At 70.2% G+C, this 21,915-nt stretch carries 17 protein-coding genes; 9 read left to right on the top strand and 8 right to left on the bottom strand.

What is annotated here, in order from left to right:
- The coding region (locus tag AOZ49_RS17285) for an arginase family protein (RefSeq protein WP_197286739.1) at positions 1 to 389 on the bottom strand (389 nt) is incomplete at its 3' end.
- A 154-nt stretch (positions 390 to 543) separates the two neighbouring features.
- Here AOZ49_RS17285 and AOZ49_RS17280 point away from each other — a divergent pair.
- Positions 544 to 1,365 carry a MetQ/NlpA family ABC transporter substrate-binding protein gene (locus tag AOZ49_RS17280; RefSeq protein WP_054460660.1) on the top strand — a complete coding sequence of 274 codons (822 nt, stop codon included), beginning with the start codon at positions 544 to 546 and terminating at the stop codon, positions 1,363 to 1,365.
- 148 nt (positions 1,366 to 1,513) lie between these two features.
- Positions 1,514 to 2,485: a GGDEF domain-containing protein gene (locus AOZ49_RS17275; protein ID WP_054434167.1), complete on the top strand. Its 972-nt coding sequence runs from the start codon at positions 1,514 to 1,516 to the stop codon at positions 2,483 to 2,485.
- Between the two features lie 4 nt (positions 2,486 to 2,489).
- On the opposite strand, the gene AOZ49_RS17270 is transcribed toward AOZ49_RS17275, so the two are convergent.
- Complete coding sequence (locus AOZ49_RS17270; RefSeq protein ID WP_054476750.1) at positions 2,490 to 3,701, bottom strand: MFS transporter; 1,212 nt, start codon at positions 3,699 to 3,701, stop codon at positions 2,490 to 2,492.
- A 92-nt stretch (positions 3,702 to 3,793) separates the two neighbouring features.
- On the opposite strand from AOZ49_RS17270, the gene AOZ49_RS17265 reads away from it, so the two are divergent.
- A complete protein-coding gene (locus AOZ49_RS17265; protein WP_006394840.1) occupies positions 3,794 to 4,249 on the top strand; it encodes an Lrp/AsnC family transcriptional regulator in 456 nt (151 codons plus the stop codon).
- 1 nt (position 4,250) lies between these two features.
- Here the strand turns inward: AOZ49_RS17265 and AOZ49_RS17260 are convergent, their stop codons facing one another.
- Together AOZ49_RS17260 and AOZ49_RS17255 are read right to left on the bottom strand one after the other, a co-directional pair.
- Complete coding sequence (locus AOZ49_RS17260; protein WP_054476748.1) at positions 4,251 to 5,414, bottom strand: metallophosphoesterase; 1,164 nt, start codon at positions 5,412 to 5,414, stop codon at positions 4,251 to 4,253.
- Between the two features lie 144 nt (positions 5,415 to 5,558).
- The gene (locus tag AOZ49_RS17255) at positions 5,559 to 6,764 is read right to left on the bottom strand and encodes an alpha-hydroxy acid oxidase (protein ID WP_054476746.1); all 1,206 of its coding nucleotides are present in this window, start codon (positions 6,762 to 6,764) and stop codon (positions 5,559 to 5,561) included.
- A 462-nt stretch (positions 6,765 to 7,226) separates the two neighbouring features.
- Here AOZ49_RS17255 and AOZ49_RS17250 point away from each other — a divergent pair, with 462 nt between their 5' ends.
- Genes AOZ49_RS17250 through AOZ49_RS17230 form a run of 6 tightly spaced genes read left to right on the top strand, consistent with a single transcriptional unit; the run spans position 7,227 to position 14,970 of the window.
- Positions 7,227 to 10,091, top strand: a complete 2,865-nt coding sequence (locus AOZ49_RS17250) for a type VI secretion system Vgr family protein (protein WP_054476744.1) — start codon at positions 7,227 to 7,229, stop codon at positions 10,089 to 10,091.
- A 13-nt stretch (positions 10,092 to 10,104) separates the two neighbouring features.
- The gene (locus tag AOZ49_RS17245) at positions 10,105 to 11,076 is read left to right on the top strand and encodes a DUF4123 domain-containing protein (protein WP_054476741.1); all 972 of its coding nucleotides are present in this window, start codon (positions 10,105 to 10,107) and stop codon (positions 11,074 to 11,076) included.
- A 34-nt stretch (positions 11,077 to 11,110) separates the two neighbouring features.
- The gene (locus AOZ49_RS17240; RefSeq protein ID WP_054476739.1) at positions 11,111 to 11,890 is read left to right on the top strand and encodes a DUF3304 domain-containing protein; all 780 of its coding nucleotides are present in this window, start codon (positions 11,111 to 11,113) and stop codon (positions 11,888 to 11,890) included.
- Positions 11,883 to 12,968 carry a hypothetical protein gene (locus tag AOZ49_RS33600; RefSeq protein ID WP_231690373.1) on the top strand — a complete coding sequence of 362 codons (1,086 nt, stop codon included), beginning with the start codon at positions 11,883 to 11,885 and terminating at the stop codon, positions 12,966 to 12,968. Before AOZ49_RS17240 ends, AOZ49_RS33600 begins: the two co-directional genes overlap by 8 nt.
- A gap of 26 nt (positions 12,969 to 12,994) precedes the next feature.
- Positions 12,995 to 14,182, top strand: coding sequence for a hypothetical protein (locus AOZ49_RS33595; RefSeq protein WP_231690372.1), 1,188 nt, complete (start codon positions 12,995 to 12,997; stop codon positions 14,180 to 14,182).
- Entirely contained in the window at positions 14,179 to 14,970 is a 792-nt protein-coding gene (locus AOZ49_RS17230; RefSeq protein ID WP_054476737.1) for a DUF3304 domain-containing protein, read from the top strand. The genes AOZ49_RS33595 and AOZ49_RS17230 overlap by 4 nt, the downstream gene beginning before the upstream one ends.
- Before the next feature lie 6 nt (positions 14,971 to 14,976).
- On the opposite strand, the gene AOZ49_RS17225 is transcribed toward AOZ49_RS17230, so the two are convergent.
- The 4 genes from AOZ49_RS17225 to icmH form a co-directional block, all read right to left on the bottom strand.
- Positions 14,977 to 15,366: a hypothetical protein gene (locus AOZ49_RS17225; RefSeq protein WP_054476734.1), complete on the bottom strand. Its 390-nt coding sequence runs from the start codon at positions 15,364 to 15,366 to the stop codon at positions 14,977 to 14,979.
- A gap of 28 nt (positions 15,367 to 15,394) precedes the next feature.
- On the bottom strand, positions 15,395 to 15,889 hold the full coding sequence (locus AOZ49_RS17220) for a hypothetical protein (RefSeq protein ID WP_231689973.1): 495 nt from the start codon (positions 15,887 to 15,889) through the stop codon (positions 15,395 to 15,397).
- Between the two features lie 127 nt (positions 15,890 to 16,016).
- On the bottom strand, positions 16,017 to 21,227 hold the full coding sequence (tssI, locus tag AOZ49_RS31800) for a type VI secretion system tip protein TssI/VgrG (protein WP_082380482.1): 5,211 nt from the start codon (positions 21,225 to 21,227) through the stop codon (positions 16,017 to 16,019).
- Positions 21,228 to 21,252: 25 nt separating this feature from the next.
- A partial coding sequence (gene icmH / locus AOZ49_RS17210; protein WP_054476732.1) for a type IVB secretion system protein IcmH/DotU occupies positions 21,253 to 21,915 on the bottom strand: 663 nt, incomplete at its 5' end.

Below are 21,915 nucleotides of genomic sequence, written 5' to 3'. Positions count from 1 at the left end.
AGCCACAGCACGCGCAGCTTCTTGCCGGTGTCGCGGCAATGGCGCGCCACCGCGCTGATCGAGCCGATGCCCAGGCAGTGGTCGCCGCCCAGCAGGATCGGCAGCGAGCCCTGCGTCAGGGCCTCGTACATGGCGTCGTGCGCGGCCTGGTTCCAGGCGGCCACCTCGTTCAGGTGGCGGTAGCCGTCCACGGGCGGCTGCCAGGGGTTGGCCGGGCCGTAGAGGTTGCCGCGGTCCGTGACCTGGAATCCCTGGGCTTCGATGACCGGGCCGATGCCGGCCACGCGCAGGGCCTCGGGGCCCATCGAGGCGCCGCGCGCGCCCGCGCCGATGTCCGTGGGCGCGCCGATCAGGGTGACATGCGGGGGCAGGGTAGCGGTGTTTTGCAAGGTCGGACTCCGTCATGCAGGGTTTCGGTATCGGGGTCGAGTGTAGCGCCGCGGCGTGACGCGATCGCCATGGCGCGGGCAAGGCCATTGGCCGCGCGGGAACGGCGCTGCGGCACAATAGCCGGGCCGATCGAATTCTTTTCCGGATGATCCCATGTCTTTGCAATCCCTGTTCCTGACCCTGGCGCGCGGCGCCGCCGCGGCCGCCCTGGGGCTGGCCTGCGCCAGCCCGGCGCTGGCGGCCGACAAGCCGCTGCGCATCGGCCTGATCCCGAGCGTGGCCAATGCCGCCACCGAGCTGGCCGTGGCCGAGGCCCGCAAGGCCGGCCTGGAGGTCGAGCTGGTCGAATTCAACGACTGGGTATTGCCCAACATCGCGGTGGCCGACGGTTCGGTCGACGCCAATTTCTTCCAGCACGAACCGTTCCTGCAACTGTTCAACGCCCGCCGCGGCGCCAACCTGACGCCCATCGCCTATGGGTATTCGACCACCATTGGCCTGTTCTCCAAGAAGCTCAAGAAGGGCCAGCCGCTGCCGGACGGGGCCACCATCGCGGTGCCCAACGATCCGGTCAACACCGGCCGCGCCTTGTTGCTGCTGGAGTCCATCGGCCTGATCAAGCTCAAGCCCGGCGTGGCGCACCAGGCCACGATCGAGGATGTGACCGACAACCCCAAGAAGCTGAAGTTCGTGCAGATCGAGGGCTCGCAGTCGGCGCGCGTGTTCGACGACGTCACGGCGTCGGTCACGTACACCACCTTCGCCAAGCAGGCCGGCCTGGACGAAAAGGACGGCCTGGCGTTCGACAACACCGACCCGGCCAATGTGCGCCGCTATGCCATCCGCTGGGTCGCGCGGCCCGACCGCGCGCAGGACCCGCGCCTGCTGAAGTTCATCGCCATCTACCAGCAGTCGGCCGAGGTCAAGGCCAAGCTGCGCAGCCTGTACGGCGACCTGATCAGCTTCCCCTGGTAGCGCGGGGCGGCTGCGGGGCGGGAGGGGCCCGGGCGGGCTTGACGTTTCTTGGCAATTGCCGCGCGGCCTTGAACGTATACTGGCCGCGCTTTGCACCCCCGGGGGCCGATCCGGCCCCGCCGTGACGCCTTTGCCCGCCCGCCACCCCATGCGACTCGTTTCTTCGAATGACGCCCTGAATGCCTCGTCGCCGCGCCTTGCCGGCGGCGACCGCGCGGGCGCGCCGGACCCGCGCGACGAGGAACTGGCCCGCCTGCGCCAGGTGGTGGCCCAATACGAGGCCCTGTTCCACAACGCCCCGGTGCTGATCAACGCGTTCGACGAGCGCGGCCAATGCCTGCTGTGGAACGACGCCTGCGAGCGCCGCTTCGGCTGGACCCGCGACGAGATCAACCAGCATCCCGAACCGCTGGCGCTGTTCTATCCCGACCCGGAGATCCGCGCCCGGGTCGTCGAAAGCGTCGGGCGGACGCCGCAGCGCGGCTTTCGCGAATGGCGGCCGCTGACGCGCGACGGCGAGCGCCTGTCGGTCATGTGGTCCAACGTGCGCCTGCCTGATGGCAGCGTCGTCAACATCGGCATGGACGTGACCGAGAACCGCCGCAACGAGGCCGCGCTGGCGCGCCTGGCCAAGGTCGACGGCCTGACCGGCTGCTGGACCCGCGCCGAGATCCTGCAGCGCATGAAGACGATGCTGGAGGCGGCCCGGCATGGCGCCGGCCATACGGCGCTGATGCTGGACCTGGATTTTTTCAAGCAGGTCAACGACCGCTACGGCCACCTGGGCGGCGATGCCGCCTTGCGCCATTTCTGCGACCAGTTGCGGGCCTGCCTGCGCGAGGGCGATTCGGTCGGACGCCTGGGCGGCGAGGAATTCGTGGTGCTGCTGGCGGACGCCGGCCAGGATGTGGCGCTGGCGGTCTGTGACCGGCTGCGCGCCAGCCTGCGCCAGCACCCGGCCAACATCGACGGCCACGCCGTGGTGCTGTCGGCCAGCGGCGGCATCACCGGTTTCCTGGAAACCGACGCCAGCATGTCGGACGTGCTGCGGCGCGCCGACCAGGCCTTGTATCAGGCCAAGCGCTCGGGCCGCGATTGCGCGGTGGTCCTGCCGTCCTGAGGCGTCAGGCGGCGGCGCGGCGCTCGCCGGCGCGGCGGCCGTTCAGGCGCCAGTGCAGGGCCAGCGCGGCCAGGGCTACGGCGGCCGCGGCGGTCAGCCCCAGGCTCTCGAAGCCGGCGTGGGTGTAGAGCGTGCCGGCCACTGCGGTGCCGACGCTGGCGCCCAGGTAGGTGGTGCAGGTATTCAGTCCCAGCACCGCGCCGCGTTCGTCGGGCCGGGCCCGCGACAACAACAGCACCAGCAGGTTCAGGCTCAGTTGCGAGGCCGCGCCCCACAGCGCGGCCAGCGCCAGCACCGCCGTCAGCGCGTGCGCGGCCGGCAGCAGCGCCAGGTAGACCAAGGCGATGGCGGCCAGCGCCAGCGGCAGGGCGCGGCGCGGGCCCAGCCGCTCGATCAGCGGCGCGCCGCCCAGGCCGGCCAGCAGGAAGCCGGCGCCATAGGCGAAGGCGATGAAGCCGACCTGGCCCGCCGACAGTCCCAGCAGGGTGCGCACGTGATCCGCCAGGAAGGCATAGACCCCGTAGAAGGCCGACGAGAACGCCAGGCAGCCCAGCAGCAGCACCGGCACGTCGCGGTACGACAGCGGCGCCAGCAGACGCGACAGCCGCGGCGGCGCGGCGTGGGCGCTGCGGCGTTCCGGCAGCTTGCGCAGCCCCGCCAGCGCGACCGCGGCGCACAGGGCCAGCACGGCGTAGGTGGCGCGCCAGCCTACCGCGTCGGAGATCAGCGCCGACAGGGGCACGCCAGCCACCAGCGAGACCGACCAGCCCGAGATCACGCGCCCCAGCGCGCGGGTTTCCTGTCCGGCGGCGGCCACCAGCGAGGCCGAGCCGTAGGCCGCCGGCAGGATCACGCCCGCGGCGGCGCCGGCCAGCGCCTGGGCAACGGTCAGGACGATCCAGTGCGGCGCGGTGGCCGACAGTAGCAGCGCCGCGATCAGCACCGCCATGGCGATGAGGAGGGAACGGCGGATGCCCCAGCGGTCGATGCGGGCCGCCAGCAGGAAGGCGCTGGCCGCGGTGGCCGCGCCGTAGGCCGAAATGGCGGTGCTGACGGTGAGGGCGGTGCTGCCGAACGAACGCGCCACGTCCGACAGGATCGGGCTGAGCGCCAGGCCGTTCGAGCCGACGACGCTGACGGCGAACATCAAGGCGGGGATGGCGGGGGGAAGCGGCTGGCGGCGCGACGGCGCGCGAGCGGTGTTGCGGTTCTGCATCCGCGGAATTTTATTGGAATAAAATAAGGGTTAATACCGATATTCCTTTATCCCGTAAAAGTTCGAATGCCGTTAGGCAGAACCAGATTCCAATGCCAGATCTCGACGACCGCGACCGAAAACTATTAACGCTGCTGGCGGACGACGCCTCGCCGAGCTACGCCGAATTGGGCAAATTGCTGAACCTGTCGGCCCCCGCCGTGCACGAGCGGGTCAAGCGCCTCAAGCGCGACGGCCTCATCAAGGGCATCGCCGCGCGGCTGGACGGCGCCCGCATCGGCCGCCCGCTGCTGGCGTTCGTGCACGTGGACACCAACAACTGGAGCATCACCCAACAGGTGTTGGGCCTGGCCGAACTGACCGAGGTCGAGGAGATCCACACCATCACCGGCAAGAGCGCCATGCTGCTCAAGGTGCGGGTGCGCGACACGCAGGCGCTGGAGGCGCTGCTGGCGCGCATCCACCAGATCGAGGGCATCACCAACACCACCAGCGATATCGCGCTGACCAGCTACCTGGAGCGCGGGCCGCTGCCGGACGACGCCTAGTTCAGTGCACCGGCCGCAATCGCAGGCGGGTGATCTCGGACGGCGCGCCCAGGCGCTTGGGCGGGCCCCAGTAGCCGGTGCCGCGGCTGATGTAGACCCACATGTCGCCCAGGCGGTGCAGGCCGGCCGTGTACGGCTGCTGGAAGCGCACGAAAAAGCCCCGGGGGAAGAACTGGCCGCCATGCGTGTGGCCCGACAGTTGCAGGGTGTAGCCCAGCGGCGCGGCCGCGGCCGCGCTGCGCGGCTGGTGCGCCAGCAGGATCTTGGGCAGCGCATCGGCCGGCGCGCCGGCCAGCGCCGCCGCGGGGTTGCTGCGCTGGCGCGGGTCGAACGCGCCGGCGCTGTAGTCGGTGACGCCGGCCACCACCACCGGCAGGCCGGCGGGATGGATCACGGCATGCTCGTTCATCAGCACCCGCAGGCCCATGCGGCGGAATTCCGCCACCCAGGGCGCGGCGCCTGAATAATATTCATGGTTGCCGGTCACCAGGTACACGCCGAAGGGCGCGCGCAGCTGGCCCAGCGGGCTGGCCTGCGCCGCCAGCTGCTCGACGCTGCCGTCCACCACGTCGCCGGTGATGGCGATGACGTCGGGCGTCAGCTCGTTGACCGCGTCGACGATGGCCTGCACGTAGCGCCGCTTGATCGTCGGCCCGACGTGGATGTCGCTGATCTGCACTATGGTGAAGCCGTCCAGGTCGGTCGGCAGGCCGCGGATCGGCACGTCGACCGTCACTACGCGGGCGCGCCGGCGGGCGTTGTAGAAGCCGACCAGCGTGGCCGCCAGCGCCAGTGCCGCGACAGTGATCGCGCTGATGCGCCGCAAGTCGATCCAGGGCAGTCCCGGGCCCGTCGCCAGGCTCACCAGCCACGTCACCAGCAACAGCGCGTCGCGCAGCACCGTCAGCACGAACAGCGACGAGAACAGCCCCATGGCGATCAGGCCGACCCAGGCGATGCGGTCGCCCCAGGGCGGGTGCACCGACGAGCGCGCCAGCATGCCCAGCGGAATCAGGATGCACGACAGGATCAGCAGCAGGATCGCGCTCGCCGAACCCGGGCCGTCCAGGCCGGCGCCGGGGATCAGGCGGGCGCCGACGTAGACGTGGGCCAGCGCGCCCAGGGTCAGAAAGCGCAGGAAAAACGAGGATTGGCGTAGAGACACGGGCGGCGGGGCGGGGGCCGGCGCGAGGGGCGGCCCAACGGTAGCGAAGGAACCCCCATTCTATGCCCTGCGCGCACGGCATCCGGGATGGAAATGCCACGGGCGGCGCCAGATGGACGCCGCCGCTTGCGCGTGACGGCCGCCTCAGGCGGGCGTCAGCAGGCTGGCGTCCATCTGGTCCAGGCGGTTGATGCCGAGCATGGCCATGTTGCGGTCGACCTCGGCGCGCAGCAGGCCGATGGCGTGCGCCACGCCGGCCTGGCCGCCGACGGCCGCGGCATAGTTGAAGGGACGGCCGACGAACACGAAGCGCGCGCCCAGCGCCAGCGCCTTGAGCACGTCGCCGCCGCGACGCACGCCGCTGTCCATCATCACCGGCATGGCGCCGGCGGCCGCCACCACGCCGGGCAGGGCGCGCAGCGGCGAGATCGCGCCGTCGAGCTGGCGGCCGCCGTGGTTGGAGACGATGATGCCGTCGGCGCCGTGCTCGCGCGCCAGCCGCGCGTCGGCCGGGTGCAGGATGCCCTTGATGATGAGCGCGCCCTGCCATTGCCGGCGGATGCGCGCCACGTGCTCCCAATTGAGGTGGTCGCGGGCGCTGAAATCACGCAGCACCGAGCCCGACACGATGGGCGCGCCGCGCGTGGCGAACGAATTCTCGAAGTGCGGCATGCCGTGGGCCAGCAGCGTGCGCAGGAAGGTGCCGGCGAGCCAGCGCGGCCGGGTCAGGCCGTCCCAGGCCAGCCGCAGGCTCGGCTTGAGCGGGGTGGAAAAGCCGGTGCGCACGTTGTTCTCGCGGTTGGCCGACACCGGGATGTCCACCGTCAGCACCAGGGTCTCGTAGCCGGCGCGGGCGGCGCGCGCCACCAGCGCGTCGATGCGCGCGGGGTCGCCGGGCAGGTAGGCCTGGAACCAGGTGCCGGGCGCGGCCTGGATGACGTCTTCCAGCGCGATCAGCGCGGTGCCGCTGAGGATGGCGGGAATGCCCTGTTCGTGCGCGGCCCGCGCCAGCACGATGTCGCCGCGATAGGCCGACAGCGCGCTGATGCCCATGGGCGCGATGCCGAACGGCGATTCGTAGCGGCGGCCGAACAGCTCGACCTGCTGCTGGCGGCGCGAGACGTCGACCAGCACGCGCGGCTGGAAGGCGTAGCGGCCGAAGGCCTCGCGATTGGCCCGCAGAGACTGGTTGTCCTCGGCGGCGCCGGCCACGTAACCGAAGATCGGACGCGGCAGGCGCCGGCGCGCGGCGGCCTCGAAGTCGTCCAGCGACAGCATGCGCGCCAGGGCGCGGGACGGGCGGCTCGGGGTGGCGGCGCGGGCGGCGGCGGGCAGGGCGGTGGTGGTCATGGCAGGTTCGAAAAAGCGCCAATCTACCCACGGTAGTTAGCCACATAAAGCGAATAAATTCTGAATTTCCTGTTCGCTTTATTGAAAGTAAGGTGCCGCCTGACCGGCGCATGGCACGCCTCGGCACCGCCGCGCGGCCGGGCCAGGGCGTCCGTCGCCTTCCAGGCGGCCGTCCGAGCGCGATTCGTTATCGGAACCTGAGAAATTGTGATAATTCGCATCATCGCCGCGCATTCTCATTCTTTTGGCGCAATCCGCAGCGCCAGGGCTCCCGTCGATCCGCTGCCGCCGGCCGCGCGCGGGCATGCCCGGCGCGCCAAGATTTGGTTGCATATTACGCACAGCTGAATTTCCGGTCGGGCCAAGCCGGCGTGTTATTTCTCTTTGGCCCCGCTGTAGGACTGCGCATGGGAGACCCCTGACTGTGCCGGCTTCAACCCTGTTCCAGCGTTCCAGGCAGCCATGAGCGGCAGCCTGTTCAATTCCGAGTCGCGCCTCTATCGCCTGCAGGGCGAGGGCGTGCTCGCGTCGTTGCAGGTGGAGGGCTGGATCGCGCGCGAGGCGCTTTCCGGCGTCGGCCAGTTGCGCGTGGTGGCGCTGTCGGATGACGCCGGGCTGTCGCTGCAGGACATGATCTCGCGCCCGGTGACCTTGTGGACCACGCGCGCCGACGGCAGCCAGGCCGGGCGCAGCGGCGTGATCCGCGAGGCCGAGCTGCTGGCGGGCGACGCCGGCCTGGCGCGCTACCGGCTGACCGTCGTGCCGTGGCTGTGGCTGGCAACGCAGCGGCGCGCCAGCCGCGTGTTCGAGGGCAAGGCCGTGCTGGACATCGTGCGCCATGTGCTCGATGGCTATGAGGGCTATGTCTACCGCATCGCGGCCGACGTCGAAGGCGCGCTGGCCGACCTGGCGCCGCGTCCCTACACCACCCAATACCGCGAAACCGACTACGACTTCCTGATGCGCCTGCTGGCCGAGGCCGGCCTGGGCTGGACCGTGCTGGAAGACGAAAGCGTGCCCGCGCGCCACGTGGTGCAGCTGTTCGCCGACAGCCGCAACCTGGCCGAGGACGCCGAGTCCGCGGGCGGCGGCATCCGCTTCCAGCGCGCCGCCGCGACCGAATCGCGCGACACCGTGCAGGCGCTGGCGCGCCAACGCCGCCGCACGCCCGACAGCATCACCGTGCTGGGCTGGCACGACAGCGGCAAGCGCGCCGTGGCCGCGCAATCGTTGGTCAACGCGGCCAGCGGCCATGGCGACGAGCAGGGCCTGGACTGGTACGAGGTCGCCGGCCACGGCGGCTTCGCGGATGAAGCCCAGGCGCGCCGGCAGGCGGACCTGGCGACCGAGGCGCTGCGCGCCCGCGCCGAAACCTTCGTCGGGCTGGGGGTGGTGCGCACGTTCCGCTCGGGCACGCGCTTTACGCTGCAGGACCTGTCTGCCTTGGGTCCGGCCGGCGAAGCGGGCTTCGAGCCGCTGTTCGCGCTCGACCGCGTCGAGCAGATCGGCATCAACAACCTGCCGCCCGAAGCGCGCACCGCGCTGGCGCAGCGCCTGGGCGGGCTGGATCGGCACCTGGTGCTGGATGGCGACGCGCTGGCCGCGCCGGGCGCGTCGCCGAGTGAAGATATCGCCTTGCGCGTTGACGCGGCCGTGCTGGCCAAAGCGCGCGAGGTGGGCTACGCCAACCGCTTCGAGGCGGTGCGCTGCGACCGGCCGTGGCGGCCGCAGCTGGCGCACCGGCGCGGCGCGCGCCTGAGCGGCGCGCCGTCGGTGCATGGCGTGCACACGGCGGTCGTGACCGACGCCGAGGGCGGCACGCAAGCGAAAGGGCAGGACGAGATCCTGCGCAACAAGCGCGGCGACGTGCGCATCCGCTTTCATTGGCAGGCCAACGCCGCCGAGGGCGAGGCGGCCAGCCGCTGGGTGCGGGTGGCGCAGCGCCAGTCGGGCGCGGGCATGGGCATCAGCTTCGTGCCGCGCATCGGCCAGGAGGTGCTGGTGCGCTTCCTGGACGACGACATCGACCAGCCCATCGTGGTGGGCGCGCTGTACAACGGCCGCGGCGAAGGCGGCACGCCCGCCACGCCGGGCGGACGCCCGGGCGCCAAGGCCGACACGCAGGTCTACGCCGCCGCGCGCGATGCCGCACCCAGCGCCCAGGCCAACCTTGCGGCGGGCAACGCGCCGGCCTGGCATGGCGCGGCCGGCGGTGACGAGAACCACCGCAACGCGGCGGCGTTGAGCGGCTTCAAGAGCAAGGAGTTCGGCGGCGCGGGCTACAACCAGATCGTGTTCGACGACACCGACGGCCAGCTGCGCATGCAGGTCAAGAGCAGCCAGCAGGCCAGCGAGCTGAATCTAGGCCACCTGATCCACCAGGCCGGCAACTACCGCGGCGGCTTGCGCGGCCTGGGGGCCGAGCTGCGCACCGATGGCTACGGCGCGGTGCGCGGCGGCGCGGGCGTGTTGCTCTCGACCTACAGCGGCAACGGCAACGATGCCAGCGTGATCGGCGATGCGGCCGGAGTGCAGGCGCTGGCGGGCCGGACCGACCAGATGGCGCGCTCGCTCGATGGCGTGGTGGGCGCGCACCAGGGGCTGCGGCTGGCGACAGTGCAGGGCACGCGCGCGCCCGGCGCCAGCGTGCTCGATGGCGACAAGGCGCCGCTGGCGGCCATGCATCGCACGGTCTCGGGCACCGTCGCCGGCGACAGCCTGGATGGCGCCCGTGGCGATGCCTCGGCCAAGCATACGCAGGCCGCGCAAGGCAAGGTGCCGCACGCGACCGACCCGGTGGTGCTGATGGCGGCGCGGGCGGGGCTGGCGCAGATCGCCGGGCAGCATCTGCAGTACACCGCCGGCGAGGCCGTGCACTGGTCCTCGGGCAAGGACCAGAACCTGGCGGTGATGGGCGCGCTGCGTCTGCACACGGGGCAGGGCCTGGGCATCGTGGCGGGCCTGCAGCAAAGCGGCGCGGAGTCGGGCCTGGACCTGATCTCGGCCAAGGGCAACGTCGACATCCAGGCGCAGCACGACATCCTGCGGGTGCAGGCGCAGCAGGACATCACCATCGGCAGCGCCCAGACCGCGGTGGAATACGCCGCGCCCAAGCGCATCCGCATCGCGACGGCGGCGGGCGCCAGCATCGTGCTCGAGGGCGGCAACATCACCGTCACCGCGCCCGGCCGCATCGACGTCAAGACCGGCAACAAGCAGTTCGCCGGGCCGGACAGGTTGCCTTACGCCTTCCCGCAATTCACGGTCTGCAAGCAATGCGTGCTGGATGCGCACGATGGCGTGCAGTCGATCACTGACAAGGCGTGAGGCGAACCGCGGCATGATGGATTGGGAAGCACATCTGAACGACACCCTGGCGCAGGCCGCCGATCTGGCCGATGCCCGCGGCGTTCCGCTCTACACCTATCTGCTGGTGGACTTTCGCGGGCGCGCCGAGTTGGCCGCGCCAGTCAAGGCCAGCGCCGACCTGAGTCACGGGTCGATCTGGGTCGGCACGGAGCTGGCGGTCTACGAAGAGATCGCGCCGCTGCTGATCGAGCTCGACGACCTTAGCCGTTTCGAACTGTGGCGCGGGCCTGGCGAGCCGCGCACCTCGGAGGTGCTGCGCCTGCTCAGGCGGTTGCACCAGATCGAGGGCGGCGTCTACGCGGTGACGCATGTCGTATCGCCGCTGCCGCTGGCCGAGCTGATGGCGCACTTCGCTTACTACGGCGAGTATGGACTGCCCGATGGCCGCGAGTACTACCTGCATTTCTACGACAGCCGCATCCTGGATCGCGCTTTCCAGGTCTGGACGGCGCCCGAGCGCGAACGCTTCCTGGCGCCGCTGAGCCTGCTGCGTTATGCGCGCCGCGATGGCGCCATGGCGCAGTGGGCGGGGCCGGGCGTCAGCCTGGACGCCGCCGACCGGCCGCGGCAACAGCCATTCGCGCTGGCGCAGCATGAGCGTCTGCTGGAACTGGATTACCCGGACAAGCTGGCGGTGCAGATCCGCCGCATCTACCTGGGGGTGCTGGGCGGCGGGGTGCGGCAGGACGATCTGTATGCGCGCGTGGTCGAGCAGATGGCGCGGGCCCGGGCCCATGGCGTCGAGAGCGAGCGCGACATGCTGGACTACGTGGCGTGGGGCATCACCATTTCCCCGCGCTTTGACGAACACGAGGCGATCGCGCCCGCGCTGCGCGCCTTCCAGGGCGAGGGCCTGTCGCAGGCGTTGGCGCAGGTGCCCGATGCGGTGTGGGACGCGCTGCTGCGGGCGGAACAGGAACGGCACGAGGAGGTCGAGGCATGACGGGGCAGGCACGCGATATGGATGGGAGTCTTTGATGCGCAAGGGGTTGTTTGTCCTGATGATGTGGCTGGGGCTGCTGGCAGGCTGCAACGGCGAACCCAGCTACCAGGGCCTGTCGTTCGTCGCCTACAACTACACCCCCTGGGACCTGGACCGGATCCAGATCACGGACGCGCACGGCGGCAAGGCCGCCACGGGCGCCATCGGCGCGGGCGGCGGCGAAGGCTCGGTGACGTGCTGCTACAGCCTCAAGGGCACCGACTTCAAGGTCGAATGGCGTGGCGCGGACGGCGAGAAGGTCCGCGAGCACATGTTCGACGGCAAGCTGGACGAGGTGATGTTCAACAAGCAAACCCCGGTGCATTTCCCCGCCTCCGACGTGCCGCCGGGCGAGGGGCCGCTGTACCTGGGATTGCACATCTATCCCGATGAGCACATGGAGCTGGCCCTGAGCCGAAAACTGCTGGGGCAGGTCCGCCTGCCGATCGTCGAGGTCACGCGCTGGCTCTACGCGCAGCATCGCGACGCCCTGGGCGACTATCGCAGCAGCGCGGAAGTGCGCCGGGTGGTGGCCAGGGTCACCAAGACCGCGTGGACCAGGTACCGCATCGAGGACGGGCAGGACCTGCAACAGTACATGTTCCTGTACTTCACGGTGGCATCGAACTTCGACGCCGACGCGGACATCGCCGCGTTGCTGGCCAAGCCGGGCCGCCAGCCGGGCGACTTCGCCAAGGCCGTCCGGCAGCTGCCGGCGGACAAGATCGCGCACCTGAAGGCCACGGGCGCCAAGCCGGGAGCCAAGAATGGCTGACAACCTGCCGCCGGTCGATCGCACGCCTGCCTCCGTGCTCAAGAAGATGGCCGAGAGCGAGGCCGCCTATCCCCGGCAGGATTGCCAGGAATGCGGGGCGGTGATCCGGATCGGCTTCTTCTTCGACGGCTTCGGCCGCAGCCGGGACGTGGACAGCAAGCATCCCACGTTCTATTCCAACGTCAGCCGCCTGTGGGAAGCGCATTACGCCCACGACGATGAAGACCGGCCGGTCAATCAATACTGGTTCCGCTTCTACTACTCCGGCCTCGGCACGGAGTTGAACGAGGATGCCAGGAACGACGACCTGATCTACGGCGCGACCGCCGCGGGCAAGAAGATCCTCAGCGAGACGATCAAGAACGCCCAGAGCGCGGCCAAGAACATCACCCGCGCCGACGAGATTCCGGAGACGGACGCCCTGAAGCGCTTGCGCGGCGCGACACAGAAAATGATCAAGGAGGGCTCGTTCCAGCCCATGGTCAAGGCGTACAGGGACGTGGTGAAGGACGTCAAGACGCTGCCCGACAAGGTGGTCCGGATCTGGAATGCATGGGACCCCGAGCGCCTGGTGAACCGCGCCAAGGGCACCGTGCGGGGCTTCTGGTCGGGCTTCAAGAAAAACCCGCTCAAGGTCGCCTGGACCGCGGGCAAGGAAGTCGCCAAGACCACGGTCATGGAGGGCGTGCCCGTCATCCGCGACAACGAGACCGTGGCCTACCTCATGGGCACGGGCGTCGACGTGCGCGTGGATGCCGCGCTGCGGCAGTTGCGGGCCACGCACGAGGCCGTCAGCGCCGAGATGAACAACGTGCGGCGGATCGAGATCTCGGTGTTCGGCGGCGACCGTGGCGGCGTGATGGCGCGCCAGTTCATCAACGATGTGGTCAAGAAGTATCGCCGCCGCCATGACAAGGACCTGGTGTTCCCGGGCCAGAAGGGCGCGCGCGAGGCCGAGATCCGCATCCGTTTCCTGGGCCTGCTGGACTCGGTGTCGTCGATCATGGACGAAGCACGTTCCTGGGCTTCCTGCCGTTCACCGATCTGCTCAAGCAGACGCACAAGGACCGCACGTTGACGGTGCCGGGCGCGGTGGAGAAGTGCGTGCACTTCGCCGCCGCCCAGGAATTGCGCGCCAATCAGCGCGTCGACAGCCTGGAGAAGACGCGCGGCGAGCAGTATCTCTATCCGGGGTCGAGCGGCGACGTGACCGGCGTCAGTCCGGAGGGCTCGCTGGGATCGCGCGGCGAGCTGTCGCGCGTTCCGCTGCGTGACATGCTGAACCTGGGCTTGTGCAATGGCGTGGGGTTCTACAGCATGGAGCAACTGTTCGACAAGCGGCCGCTGACCTATGCCAAGTTCAGCATGGGCATCCCCATCAAGGACGGCGCCCAGAGCTACCGGATCACCGAGTTGGTCGACGCCTATCGCGGCGTGGTGAAGTACGAGCCGGGCATCGACTTCATGCCGCACATGGAGGTGTTCCTGCGCTGGCTCGCGGTGCGCTACCAGGATCCGGTCTTCAAGAGCGATCTGTCCGATCCGGCCGAGAAGTGGATCCAGGATCGCGACTTCTTCACGCCCGAGCAGGCCTACAACGAGGAACTGCGGCGCGTCTCGATGCTGCCGCGCGAGGAGCGCAACAAGCCCGAGAATACGGCGCGCCTGAAGGAACTGGAGGCGCTCAAGAACGAACGCCGGGACCGCGCCGAGGCCAGCCGCGGCGAATTGCCGCCGCAATGCTTCAAGCCGCTGTGGCAGCGCCTGGAAGAGGAATACCGCGGGCTCGAAGACGCCGAACGGCAGGACGCGGAGCGCGAGCGCCACAAGGAGGAGTTCCGCCGGCGCAATCCGAATGTCGTGCGCACCATGGAACAGATGGACCAGGACCAGCTCAACATGCAGAACATGCGCAATGAGCTCATCACGCGCGGCGGCGGCACCCTGACCGAGGACGACAAGCCCAAGGACCCGTTCGCCGACATGAAAGCCAGGCGCGCGACGCAGCAGCGCCTGCTGAACATCTGGCGCGAAGCCAGCGCCGGCAAGAATCCGCTGCCGCCCAAGGTCATGGCGCTGTTCGACTTCCTGGTGCATGACGCCATGCTGAGCAGCTGGCCGGATCACCTGCTGGCCAGCACGTCCCTGTACTTCCGCACGCGCGACAAGGACATTTTCGGCAAGACCGATTTCAAGGCCGAGGAGAGCAAGATGAAGGCCGATACCGCTTCCGCGGCGCGCGTTGACCAGATGCGCGCCAACCTGGATGGGTTGGCGCCGGCGCAGCCATGACCGTTGCGAGCGCGATCCGGGCGCTGGCGGCGATCACCTTGCTGGCGGGTGTGGCCGCCTGCGGCGGGGAACCGGAGTATCGCGGCCTGAACCTGATCGCCTACAACTACACCCCTTGGGGCATCGATACCATCCGCATTTCCGATGCGAAGGGGCGGAGCGCCGGAAGCGGCGCGATGGGCGTGGGCGGCGGCGAGGGTTCGGTGACCTGCTGTTATACCTTGAAGGGCACGGAGTTCAAGGTCCAATGGTCGGGCGTGGACGGCGAAGAGGCGATCAAGCATCTCCATGACGGCACGCTGGACAGCCTGCTGTTTCACAAGGAAACCACGGTGCACATGGACCCGACGCCGATTCCCCCCGGCGATGGGCCGTTGTACCTGGAACTGCACATCTATCCCGATGAGCGCATGGAGCTGGCGCTTAGCCGCAATCTGCTCGGGCAGACGCGCTTCCCGCTCGCCGACACCGCGGATTGGCTGTACCGGCAATACGGCGGCGCGTTCGAGGATTACCGCGATCGCTACGAGGTGCTGCGTGTCCTGGGCAAGGTGGCCAGAACGGCCTGGATCAAGTATCGCATCGTCGAGGAGCAGGACATGCGCCAATACATGCGCCTGTACTTCACCGTCGCCTCCGACTTCGACAGCGATCCGGAAATCGCCGCGCTGCTGGCGCAGCCGGGCCGTCAACCCGGCGACTTCGGCAAGGCCGTCGTCGCGCTGCCGCAGGCCGTCATCGAGCGCTTGAAAGCCCGAGGCTTGCCGCCGGGCGACAGGCGCGGCTGACGCGGTTCACGGCGCGGGTGGCGCCTTTTTCCGCCGCAGCCGTCCCAGCAGCCCTTGCCACAGCCGGTTCTTGATCCTGCCGCCATGGATCCACGACAGCACCATCAGCACCAGCATGGCCACCGTGTAATACTCCGTGGCCCAGGGCGGCACCGGATTCAGCTCATGGATCCGGTCGAGGATCGGGTGAAGCGGCAGGACTTCGCTGGCGGCCAGCAGGCTGAACGCCAGGGCCAGCAGCGGTCCGGTGAAATGCGGGCGTTCGCCGTGGGTCGCATCGTCGGCCCAGTACCCCCAGTAGATGAATCGCAGTACCTGGATCGCCACCACGAGCACGGCGACGCCGACCACCAGCGCCATGGCGCCAACGATCAGGAGAGCTTCGATCGGGAACATGGCTGGGCGGTGCGAGGGCTGCGCCGGCTTAACGCGCCGCCTGCACCTCGATGGTGACGGTGTTCGAGCGCACGCCGTTGGACTCGATATACACCTCGTACTTCGCCGGCTCCCTCGGCAATGCCGTCTGCGCCGCCAGGTCGGTGCTGAACTGCGTGCCGACGCTGATGCCCGGGCTGATCGGGATGCCTTTGGGCGGGCGCGAGCCGGGGATCTCGTCGACTTCGACGCCGGCGCGGGGCGGACGGCGCTTGTATTCGTAGGCTACGCCTTCGTAGACCGCCCCGGTCTGGGTGTTGACCGCCACGAAGCGCGGCAGCTTCTGGTCCTGCGAGACCGGGATGATGCCCTGCGCGCATACCGGGATCACCAGCGCGCCCGTGGCCTGCGGCCGCACCCGCGCGGGCGCGGCGATGTTCAGTTGATCGTCGCTGCCGTGGTTGGGCGGGATGCAGGCATGATCCAGCACGGTGCCGATGGGCGCGGTGGCGAAGGCGGGCGGGTCGATCCAGTCGGTGGTCATGGAAGCGGTCTGGGTAGCGGGTTGAGAGGGAGCGCGCGGACCGGCTGGGGTCCGCGCCGACGCGGGCAGGGCGGTCAGCGCTGCCGCGAGCAGCAGGGCCAGGGCCGGCGCCGCGCGGCGCCGGCCGTCAGAACGTGGGCCAGCCACCGGACATATCCACTTTGCGGACGGCCTTGGCGCAATGGACGCAGAAGCGGATGCTCATGCAGTCGGCGCCGAACATGACGCAGGCGCCGGTGTCGGCATCGCTGAACTGGTTGGCGGGCAGGCCCTGATGGCAGTGGTTGCCCCACTTGGAATAGAAGAACGGCCCCTTGTCGAGCTTGGACGAGTCCATGTCGGCTTCGTCCGGATGCGCCTGGACCCATTCCGGGCCGCTCGGCGTCATGCCGATCAGGTGGCCGATCTCATGCACGAAGGTCTCCTGCTGGTAGTCCATCGTCACCGGATCCCAGGGCGACATCGCGGCCACGCACAGCAGGTTGGTGTTGTAGAACGCGATGCCCGCCGCCGCGCTTTCCATGAGCCGCACGCGCAGCACGATCTTGCCGGCCGTGGGCACGGGCAGCAGCCCCTCCAGGCGGACATTCACGGCATGGCAGGCCTTGGGCTCGGCCGGATCGTAGGGGACCGGCGTGACCCGATCGCGCGGCACCACCGCGCGTCGCACGCCGGCGGCCGGGTCGGTGTATTCGAACAGGCATTCCAGGAACCAGTCCTGGCCCGGGTCGATGTTGTACCAGAGGAAGCTGACGTCGCCCGCGGCATCGGCGAACTGGACCTGCGTGCTGCCCGCGCCCGGACCCGCATTGGCGCGGATGTAGAAGGGCTGTACCGGCTTCGGCGTGGCCAGCCGGTCCACGTGGCAGGCGACGATGGTGAACGGCTCGCGCTCGGCGCCTTGCGATTGGGCATAGACCGAGCGCGCCGCGCTGCGCAGGCGCGGATCGTCCGCGCTGTTGTCGTAGATCACATCGTAATTGGCCTGGCCGCGCGTGGTCAGCGGCGGCAGCTGCACCACGTCCACGCCGTGCCGCGCGTATTCTGTGGCGGTTGGCTGGAAGCCGTGCGGACGCTGCATCGGTTCGGGGCCGGGCAGCATGATCTCCTGGATGTACAGGCGCCTGACCGTTTCCACGACTTCGGTGGAGATGATCTGGTTCTTGTCGTTGACCACCTCGAACAGATAGGTGTTCAGCCCGGCGGCCGGCAGCGTGATGTCGTCGACGATCTTGGTGCCGTCCGGATCGGTGACGTAGCTGTAGGAGCGTTGGTTCGGCTCGCGGTAGAGCGGCTGGCGGCTCAGTTCGCGCGCCGAGTACACCGCATTGCCCGGGCGCGGGCTGACCTTGACCGTGAAGCGGTGCTGGCCGGCCTTGTTGAACGTCACGTGGATCTTGGGTTTGTTGGTCTGGCGGTCCAGGCTGGTAAGCGCCTGGCCATCGTTCCAGCGTTCCTCGGCCTGCGGCAGATTGACGTATTGCAGCTTGGCGCCGCTGCGCGCCTGGTAGGGGGAGGCCGCCGTGCTGGCCGGCGTCGGCGTGCTGCCTGCCGGTTGGCCGGTGGCCTCGCCGGGCACGCGGGCGGCGCCGGGCAGGTTGATGCCGGCGGCCTCCATCACGCGCTTGGCCAGGCCCGGATAGGGCGAGTTGGCCACCGCCGGAATGTTCATGATGGTTTCCGCCACCTTGGGCAGCGTCACGCTGGAAATGCTGGGCGATTGCAGGATGGCGCCCACCACCGTCGGGATCGCGGAGTTGCTCAACCCTGGCGTGCTGAGGATGGCGCCGGCCACGGCAGGCAGGTTGCCCTGGGTGACGTCGGGCATCGACAGCAGGGTGTTCACGGTGGAGCCGAGCGCCGCGCCGCGGTCGCCCATGACGCCCATGGCCTGCGTCATCATCGGGCCGATGGCCGCGCCCACGCCGCCGCCGCCCGCCGCCGTCAGGCCTGAGGCGGCCGACAGCGCCGACGCGGCGGAGGCATTGCCCATGGCGCCGGCCGCTTGCGCGGCCATGCCGGTGGCGGAAGAGGCCATGCCGGCGGCGCCGGTCGCGGCGCCACCCGTCGTGGCCGCCGCTGCGCCTGCTCCGCCCGTTGCACTCGCTGCGCCGGCTGCACCCGCGCCGGACAGCAGGCCGGCGGCCTTGCCGCCCAGGGTGGCTGCCTGGTCCGCCATGGCGCCGGCCTGCGAGACCGCGCCGGCGGCGTTGGCCAGGCCCGCGGGCATGGGCAGGGCGCTGGCGAGCGCGCCGCCGGCGCCTTGCGTCAGGGACGCGGCGCCTTCACTCACCAGGGATTGCGTGGCATTGCCGGCCATCGAGGCGGCCCGCCCCATCAATGACGGAGTGCCGCCGCTCATCAGCGACGGCGTGACCGCGCCCACCGCGGACTGCGCCATGCCGCCGGCCTTGGCCGCCACGCCGGAGGCCAGGCCGGAGCCCGCCTCGGTAACGGCGCCCATGGCCTTGCCGGCCATCGCGCCCAGATCCTGTATGGGCTTGAGCGCGGCGCCGGCCATGGACTTGGCCTTGTCCAGCATGCCGGAAGCGGCTGTCAGGCCGCCAGACAGGGCGCTGGCGCCGCTGGCCAGGGCCGAGCCGATGCCGCCCAGGGCGGCGCCCTCGGCGGCGGCCGGCGCCGCGGCCATCGCGTCGGACGCGCCGGCGGCGTTCAGCGCCTGGCCGGAAGCGGCCAGCGCCTGCTTCATCGCGGCCGGTCGATGCACCAGTTCGGCCGTCACCAGCATCGGGTCGCCGACCTGGCTGGACGGCAGCGCGGGCAGGGCGGCGGCATCGCTGGCCGGCCCGATCAGGTTGTGCGAGGCGCCCTTCACGGAGAACATCCCGGGGCCCTTGAAGAGGATGTCGCCGCCGTCCATGACGATGGCGCCGCCGGCGGCCTGCAGCGTGATGCGCTGGTTCGCCAGGATCTCGATGCCGTCGGTGGTGGAGGTGATCGTGATGTCCTGGCCCGCCAGCATCTCCAGCATGTCGGTGTGCGCGTGGATCGACACCGGCGCGTTGGCCGCGATGGCGCGCAGGCCTCCGTCCTGCACGAACAGGCTGGTCGAGCGGCCCGAGGCGCTGGCGAAGGTCTGGCGCGCGGCCACGTGGCCATCGGCCTGGGCCGTGACATGCAGGTTCTCGCTGGCATGCAGGATCGCCGTCGCGGGCGTCGACAGGTTCATCGACGAGGGCGCGTCGATCAGCATGCGCGCGCCGTCGATACGCTCGACCGGGTCGCTGCCGCCGCGCTCGCCGCCGCTGGCCTTGACCGCCTGCTGGCCGCCGACGCTGCCGGGGTAGCGGCCCGCGGCCTTGGGATCGACCGCGTCGATCAACGCGTCGTATTCGCTGTTGGCCGCCAGCGGCCGCGCCTGACGTTGGGTGGCGGCGTCGCTGATGCGTTGCGCGGCGTTCTTCGCGCCGCGCATCAGGGCCAGCGCTTCCCGCGTGTCAGCCTGGGTCGAGGCGGCGCTTTCGCGGGCGTTGGCCGACAGCAGCATGCCTTGGCCGGATCGCACCACGGTCCAGGCGTCGGAACGCAATTCGAAGCCCGTGCCGCGCCATTGGCCGCGCGAGGCTTCGTCGGCGCCCTGCTTGACCAGGTAGCCCAGCCCCAGTTGCGACGCGGCGATGGAACTGGACAGGCGCGTGCGCACCTGGCCGGCGGTGTCGTCGAACAGCCATTGGCTGTGGCCCTGGCCATCCAGGCCCTGGCTGTGCCAGCCGCTGAGCGTGCCGGGATGGTTGGCGTCGGCGTCGACGCCCGCGGTCCAGGGCGGCAGGTCGCTGTCGTTGTGGAGCTGCGCCACCACCACGGGCTGGTCGATGTCGCCATCGAGGAATTCGACCACCACTTCCGTGCCCTGGCGCGGCAGGTGGTGGGCGCCCCAGTTGGGGCCGGCCTGCGCGCCGGCCACGCGCAGCCAGGCGCCGGAGCGGTCGTCGCCCGGCGCATTGCCGGCGTCGTCGCCATGGCTGCGATGGGGCAGCCCGCCCTGCAACGGGCGCCGGCCGCGCTGCCACGGGAATTGCACCTTCACGCGCAGGTCGCGGCCGGTGGTGACCGTGGCGTCCTGGGCGGTGACGACGACGGCGGTCACGCCCTCGGGAGCCGTGGGCCGCGCGCGCCAGGCCGGCAGCAGCGCCGCCGTGGCGGGCTGGGCGTCGAAGCGGTTGCGGTAGGCGCCGCGCTCCAGGTCGGCCGCGCCGAGCACCTGGGCGGCCTGGCTGCCCAGGTTGTTGGCGGCCTCGTGCTCGACGCGCAGCAGCGTATAGCGATTGCCCGCCAGCTCATCGGCGGCGCCGCCCGCGCCGGGCGCGTAGCGGTCGTGCTGGGTCAGCGCGAACACGTGGCCGGGCATCATCTGGCGCGCGGTGCCGCCGCCGTCAAAGCGCAGCATGCGCGCTTCGTGCGCCTGCAGGCCGCGCGCGGCCAGGCGTTCGGCGCCTTCGTCGTCGCGATGGCGGCCGTGGCCGTCGTAGTCGTAGTCCTCCAGCGCCGGCACGGCGCCCGCGTCCAGGGCCGATTGCGCCTGGGCGCCATGGGCCAGCAGGGCGCGGTCGTTCCAGGCCACGCGCGTGACGGTGTTGGGCCGCACGGCGCGGGCCGCGCCGAAGCGCGTGACGCTGTCTTCGGCCTCGGTGGCGTCGCTGCGGTGAAAGCGCAACGAGGCAGCGGGATTGTCGGGCTGCGCGACGCCGGCGTCGAACACCACCAGGCGGTGGCGCGCGCCGCCCGAGCCGTCGGACTGGCCGTCATCCTGCTGGTGGTCGAAGCGGAAGCTCAGGCCGGCCTCGGCCATCAGCCGCAGCGCGAAGTCCAGGTCGGTCTCCCGGTACTGGGTGCGCACCGGCTGCGCGGCCGGCGGCTCGGCGATGTCGAAGGCGTACGAGGCCTGCGGGTAGTCGGCGAAAATCTCGGTCAGGATGTCGGTGACCGACTTGTCCTGGAACAGGAAGCTGTCGCGCCGCAGCCGCAGCGTCGCCAGCCGGGGCGCGGCATGCAGGCGGTAGCGCGCCAGCCCGCCGTCGGCGCCGAGCGCATCGACGCCTTCGACCACGGCATGCCAGCGGCGCTGGCTGCCATCGGCCAGCAGCAGGCTGACGCTGATCTCCTTGCCCAGCAGCGGCTCGACGTCCAGTTCGGCGGACGAGGCCAGGCAGTCCAGCGTCAGGGCGAACAGCTCGGAGACGCCTTCGCGCAGCCGCATGCGCTCGACCACGAGCGCGTCGCCAAGCGGCGTGCGCGCTTGCAGCAGGCGGGCGTTCTGGGACAGGGCGGCGACGTTCAGGCTGCTGTAGCCGGCGGGCAGGGGGGAACGATCGATCATGATGCGTGGCGGTGTGGGTGGGCCGTCAGGGCAGCGAGATGGTCAGGTGGGCGGCGCGCGGCCCGAGCTTGACGATGTCGTGGTACGGCGCCATGGCCGTCTGCATGTCGCCGTTCAGGAAGTGCGCCATGCCCAGGTAGGCCAGCAGGCCGAGCAGGGCGAACAGCGCGCCGATGCTCCACAGCGGCACGTCGCGCTTGAGCGTGTGGGCGATCTTGTCGGGCAGCGGCCAGTGCGGCGCGAAGCCGGCGCGCTTGCCGCGCAGCAGCGCGATCTCGTCGCCCAGGCGCGCGGTCAGGTAGCCGAGCTTTTCCTGGCCCTCGATCATGTACTTGCCCTGAAAACCCAGCAGCAGGCACATGTAGAACACCTCCAGCGACTGCAGGCGCGGCGCGCCCTGGGCCCGCAGGTCTTCCAGGCGCGAGAAGAAGTTCTCGCCCGCCAGCTGCTCGCCGAACAACGTCAGCTGCAAGGGCTGCAGCATCCAGGCGTCGCGGATCGAGAACTGCGAGTTCAGCACGGTCTCGTCGACCGCGGCGCAGAAGGCGTACTTGGTGGCGTAGACATCCTCGGCCGGAATGTCGAGCTTCTTGGCGCTGCGCTCGAAGTCCGCCAGGAACTGCTGCACCCGCGCCGAGAACGAGGCGGCGCTGGCCGGTTCCTGGCCGCTCTTGAGCAGGAACAGCAT

Origin of the sequence: Achromobacter sp. 2789STDY5608615 (assembly GCF_001298995.1) — a bacterium.
Taxonomy (GTDB): domain Bacteria; phylum Pseudomonadota; class Gammaproteobacteria; order Burkholderiales; family Burkholderiaceae_B; genus Achromobacter; species Achromobacter insuavis.
The sequence above is the reverse complement of the archived record's forward strand: the minus strand, read 5'-3'. Positions and strand labels throughout refer to the sequence as shown.